Source organism: Brevundimonas sp. (assembly GCF_036405315.1).
Classification (GTDB): Bacteria; Pseudomonadota; Alphaproteobacteria; order Caulobacterales; family Caulobacteraceae; genus Brevundimonas.
Genome location: NZ_DASWXW010000125.1, coordinates 1 through 5,590, shown reverse-complemented (window position 1 = coordinate 5,590; position 5,590 = coordinate 1). Strand labels below are relative to the sequence as shown.

General features: G+C 68.4%; 3 protein-coding genes. 1 reads left to right on the top strand and 2 read right to left on the bottom strand.

Annotated features, from left to right (window positions below):
* A partial coding sequence (locus tag VGE49_RS07280) for a S46 family peptidase (RefSeq protein ID WP_331033896.1) occupies window positions 1-2,036 on the bottom strand: 2,036 nt, incomplete at its 3' end.
* 307 nt (window positions 2,037-2,343) lie between these two features.
* The gene (locus tag VGE49_RS07275; RefSeq protein WP_331033895.1) at window positions 2,344-4,437 is read right to left on the bottom strand and encodes a S46 family peptidase; all 2,094 of its coding nucleotides are present in this window, start codon (window positions 4,435-4,437) and stop codon (window positions 2,344-2,346) included.
* Window positions 4,438-4,630: 193 nt separating this feature from the next.
* Between VGE49_RS07275 and VGE49_RS07270 the strand changes: the two genes are divergently transcribed.
* A partial coding sequence (locus VGE49_RS07270; protein WP_331033894.1) for an ABC transporter permease occupies window positions 4,631-5,590 on the top strand: 960 nt, incomplete at its 3' end.

Sequence of the window (5,590 nt, the reverse complement as noted above, 5' to 3'; positions counted from 1 at the left end):
TCCATGCCGTAGACGTCGCGCAGGGCCGTGGTCACGGCCTGGGTGGTGACGATGACGCTGCGGTTGACGTTGCGGTCATAGCCGTAGGCGTTGCGCTGGGTCAGGACGGTGGAGTCGAAGTTGGCGCCGATGATCTCGCCCCTGGCGTTGACGGCGGGCGAGCCCGACGAGCCGCCGATGGTGTCGGACGACACAGCCATGTTCATCACCGCGTTCGGGTCGATGCGGTCCCTGGCGGCCAGCAGCTTAGGCGCGACATTGAAGGGCTCGGCCCCCGTCGCCCGGTCCCAAAGGCCGGCGAAGGTGGTGAAGGCGCCGATGCGCTGGCCCGGCACGTCCGTGCCCTCGACCCGGCCGTAGGTCAGGCGCAGGGTGCCGGTGGCGTCGGGATAGACGGCGTCGCCATAGGTATTGAAGCGGGCGGCGGCCAGTTGTTCCGAGGCGCGGTCGGTCGGGGCCTTGACCTTGTTGTCCCAGTCGGCGCGGACGGCGCGGGCGTCGGCGTCGATGGCCAGGACGTACTGGATCAGCGGATCGGTCGAGGCCTGGACGGCAGGCAGGCCGCCTTCCCACAGGGCGCGGCGCACGGCCGGGTCGGCCAGCCTGGTGCCCTCGATCAGGCGGGCCGACAGGGCCTCCGGGCTTTCCTTGCCCAGCAGGGTGCGGACGTAGGGGCTGTCGACGGTCAGCCATTCGCGGGTCTTGGACAGCCACCATTCCAGACGGATCTGCTCCAGCGCCGCATAGGTGGGGCGCTCGGCGAAGAGGCCGGATTGCACGCCCGGCAGGCGGCTGTCGGCGAACTCGCCCAGACGCTGGTCCGACGGCTTGGCGCGCTCCTGGGCGCCGCGCACGATGGTCCGCGCCCACTGGAACAAAGGCGAGCCGCCCGCGACCGAGGTCGTGCCCATGCCGGTGCCGCCTTCCAGCAGGGCCATCGGGGCGTAGAGCTCGCGCGCCAGGGGCTGGACCCCTTCAAGCGTGGCCCACGGATCCGTCGCGCCGCCCGCCGCGCGGGCGCGGAAGTCGGCCTCGGCCTCGGCCTTGGCGGCCATGAAGGCGGGGTCGGTCAGGGCGCGCATCCGGCCCAGGCCGCGCTTGTAGGTGTTCTCGACGCCGACGATGGGGTCCATGGCGATGAAGGCCTGCTCCTCGCCCTCCTCGGAATAGCGGATCAGACGGCCGCGCAGCTCGGAGGCGATCAGCTGATCCATCGGCAGGACCACGTCGCGGATGGTCATCAGCTGGGCCTGGGTCAGCAGGCGCTGGGTCGAGCCGGGGTTGCCGGTGATGAAGACGGGCTCGCCCTCGGTCGGCTTGCTGGCGTTCCAGGTGAAGTGGATCGGCGTCGCGGCGGGCTTGCCGTCTTCATAGAGGCGGATGAAGGCCGCATCGATGGCGAAGCGCGGGAAGGAGAAGTTGTCCAGGTCGCCGCCGAAGGTCGCGGCGCGGTCTTCCGGCGCCCAGGCCAGGCGCACGTCGGAGTATTTGCGGTACTTGTAGAGCTTGAACTGGCCGCCGCGATACAGGCTGACGACCTGGCAGCGGATCTTGGGATCATCGCCGCAGGCCTCGGTCTCGATGCGGCCGGCCTCGGCCTCGCGGGCCTGGGTGAAGGCCTGCCCCTCCAGACCCTCGCCCGCCTTGTGCAGGCGCGCGGTGACGTCGACGATCTCGGTCAGGATCTCGGCCGTGGCGCCGGGGCATTTCAGCTCCTCCTCGCGGCTGCGCGGGGTGAAGCCGGTCTCGGCGTACTGCACCTGCGGGGTCGACAGGTTGGCGACGCAGGTGGCGACGCAGTGGTTGTTGGTCATCACCAGGCCTTCGCCGGAGATGACGCCCGCCGAGCAGCCGCCGAACTTGACCGACGATAGACGGACCTTGTCCAGCCAGGCCTGGTCGATCGAGGTCCCCAGCGTCTGGTTGGCGCGGGCGATGGGGAAGTTGTCGTAGGTCCACATGCCCTCCTCGGCCTTGGCGGAAGAGGCGGCGGCGAAGGCCAGGACGGCGGCCGAGGCGAAGAGCATGTGACGCATGGAGAACTCCTGGTTCAGACTCTGGCGAGGAAAAAACAGAGTCCAATTCGTCTGAATAGTCTGAAATGCGCGCGCCGTTCAAAAGAAGCTAGCAGGGCGCTGCGTCAGACGGGGGCGTAACCTTCTCCCTCCCCTTCATGGGGAGGGTGGTTGAGCCCGGAAGGGCGAAACCGGGTGGGGGCGGCAAGGCAAGTCAGGCGCGGCGTTCGCATCACCACGCCCTCCCCACCCGGTCGCTGCGCGACCACCCTCCCCATGAAGGGGAGGGAGAGGCGCGGCGTCTGGATCGGGCGCCGCGCTCAAACCCTTAGCGCGTCACGCCCAGTTCGCGCAGCAGGCGCGGCTGGTTGTAGACGTTGCGCAGAGCCTCGGTGACGGCGGCGGTCGAGACCGTCACCGTGCGGTTCAGTTCGCCGTCGTAGCCGAACGAACCGCCCAGCGAGTGGATGTTGCCGTCGAAGGCGGCGCCGATCACTTCACCCTTGGCGTTGATCACCGGCGAACCGGAGTTGCCGCCGATGATGTCGTTGGTCGAGACGAAGTCATAGACGACGTTCTTGTTGACCCGGCTCTCGGCGTCGAGGAAGCGCTGGGCCGCGTTGAACGGCTCGGCGCCGGTGGCGCGCTCGTACAGGCCGCCGATGTAGGTGAAGGGCGGCACGGTCACGCCGCGATAGGTCCAGCCCTTCACCTGACCATAGGACAGGCGCAGCGAGAAAGTCGCGTCGGGATACAGGTTGTCGCCATAGACGGCGAAGCGGGCCTGGGCGACCTTTTCGGCGGCGCGGGCGGTCGGGGCGTTGACGGCGGCGTCCCACTGGGTGCGGACGGCCTGGGCCGCGTCGTCATTGGCCAGGACGAAGGCGATCATCGGGTCGCCCGACGAAGCCAGCTGTTCCGGCGTCATGGCGAGGGCCTGGGCGCGGAAGGCCGGATCGATCAGCTTGGTCTCGACCAGGCGGGCGGCGATGCCCTCGGGGTTCTCGCGGCCCAGCATCGCCTTCACGTTGGCGTTGTCGACGGTCAGGTACTCGCGGGTCTTGGACAGCCAGAAGGACAGCTGGATCTCCTCGACGCCCTTGGCGATCGGGGCTTCCGAGGCCAGACGACGGCCGAGCGCCGCGATGTCGCTGTCGGCGTAGCCGGCGCGGCGCTCGGCGAGCGGCTTGGCGCGCTCCTTGGACGCGCGGACGATGGCGCGGGCGTAAGAATAGAGGGTCGAACCGCCGCCGGCGCTGCCTTCCAGCTGGCGGTAGGGCATGTAGAGGTCGCGGGCCGCGGCCTGGACCTTCTCCAGATCCGCCCACGGATCGCCGATGCGCTCGGCCAGGGCCGGGTCGGCGGCGACGCGCTGACGCAGTTCGGCTTCCTCGGCGCGCTTCTTGCCCATGAAGGCCGGGTCGGTCAGAGCGCCCTGCTGGCCGTAATAGACCTTGAAACTGTTCTCGAGACCGAAGATCGGGTCGACCGAGACGCGCTTTTCTTCTTCGCCCGTGGTCGAATATTCGATCAGACGGCCGCGCAGTTCCGAGCTCTGGATCAGCGAGGTCGGGAGCTGCTGGTCGCGCAGACGCTCCAGCTGGCTCATGGTCAGCAGACGCTGGGTGGTGCCGGGGTTGCCGGCGACGAAGGTCACGTCGCCCTCGGCCGGGGCGTTGGCGTTCCACTTCAGATGGTTCGGGGTCGCGACCGGCTTGCCGTCCTCGTAGGCGCGCAGGAAGGCGGCGTCGAGGGCGTAGCGGGGGAAGTTGAAGTTGTCCGGGTCGCCGCCGAAGAAGGCCGCCTGGAACTCCGGCGCGAAGGCCAGACGCACGTCCTCGTACTTGCGGAACTTGTAGAGGGCGTACTTGCCGCCGCGATAGAAGCTGATGACCTGGCAGGTCAGCTTGCGGTCGTCGCCGCAGGCTTCCTTCTGGATCTTGTCGATCTCGGCGGCGCGGGCCTGAACGAAGGCGGCGCCTTCGAGCCCCGCGCCAGCGCCCAGGACGCGGTCGGTGACGTCGGTGATGTCGGTCAGGACCTCGGCGGTCTGGCCGGGGCACTTCTTCTCTTCCTCGCGCGTGGCCGGCATCCAGCCGTTCTTGACGTAGTCGTTCTGGGCCGTGGACAGGTCCTGAACGCAGGAGATGACGCAGTGGTGGTTGGTCAGGATCAGGCCTTCGCCCGAGACGAACGAGGCCGAGCAGCCCTGCAGGCGCACGGCGGCGTTGCGCACGCGGTCCAGCCAGGCCTGGTCGATGCGCGTGCCATACTTGTCGTTCACCGTCTGGATCGGGAAGTTGTCGAAGGTCCACATCCCCTCGTCGGCGCGGGCCGAGGTCGCGGGGGCGTTGACCAGGACGGCGGCCATCCCGAGGGCGGCCAGCGAGGCGGTGAAGGAAACGGTGCGGCGAAGCGACATATGGCTCTCCCGGCGCGCAAGGCCCGGCGCCTCGCGTCTGTTATTGTGTAACTAGCGCCGTCAAAGGACGGGCCTCAAGCCCCCATAGTGCCGCAAGGCTTCGGGGGGAAGCCGCAGCCTTACCCCGATTTAACTTGGCCCCGGCGTCGTGCGCGGTCAGATAACGCTGCAAGTCAGGGGTTTGAGACGCGTCATGTCACTCGCGCTATCCACGCTGCTCTTTGAGTGGCGACGTTATATGGCCGCCGTCATGGCGCTGGCCCTTTCGGGTCTGCTCGTGCTGGCGATGACCGGTGTCTTCATCGGCATCGGCAAGGGCTTCACCGCCCAGATCGAACGCTCGAACGCGGACATCATGATCCTGCAGCCCGGCGCCAAGAGCCTGATCAACGGGCCGTCAGGCGTGCCGCGCCGCTTCATCCCCCTGGCCTACAACCACCCCGCCGTGGTCGAGGTGCAACCCCTGGACGGCGCCGGCGGCACCTTCCAGTCGGTCAAGGAGGTCGATCCGACCCGCAGCCAGGCCGACAACGCGCGCCAGGGCGCCCCGCGTCAGAAATTCGTCCAGTCCAGCATCATCGACACCACGCCCGGCTCGGTCACGATTCCGACCGACTATTCCCAGGAACTGGTCGACGCCCTGCGTCAGCCCTACACCGTGGCGATCGACGAGACGGCCCTGACCACCCTGGGCGTCAAGCTGGGCGACAAGGCCCTGTACAACGGCCAGACCGTCACCGTCGTCGGCGTGACGCGCGGCTATCCCAACATGATGCAGCCCGGCGTGGTCATGTCGCGCGACACCCTGCGGATGCTGGGCCAGGCCGACACCGGCCCGCGCGTCGGCCCGCTGATGATCAAGATCAAGGACCCCGCCCAGGCCCCGGCCGTCGTCGCCGAGCTGAACAAGATGGGCAACGGTCAGTGGAAGGCCTGGACCCGTCAGGAACTAGCCGACGCCAACGCCGGCGCCATGTTCGAGGAAGGCATCCTGGTCATCATCATCGGCGGCTGCGTGGTGCTGGGCATCATCATCGGCGTGGCCATCACCTGGCAGACCCTGCGCGGGGCCATCATGGCCAACATCAAGGAGTTCGCCTCGCTGCGCGCCCTGGGCGTCGGCATGGGAAGCCTGCGCCGCATCGTCATGGAG

Excerpts from the sequence above, each read along its gene's own strand:
- VGE49_RS07275 (WP_331033895.1), bottom strand. The coding sequence starts at position 4,437 with ATGTCGCTTCGCCGCACCGTTTCCTTCACCGCCTCGCTGGCCGCCCTC.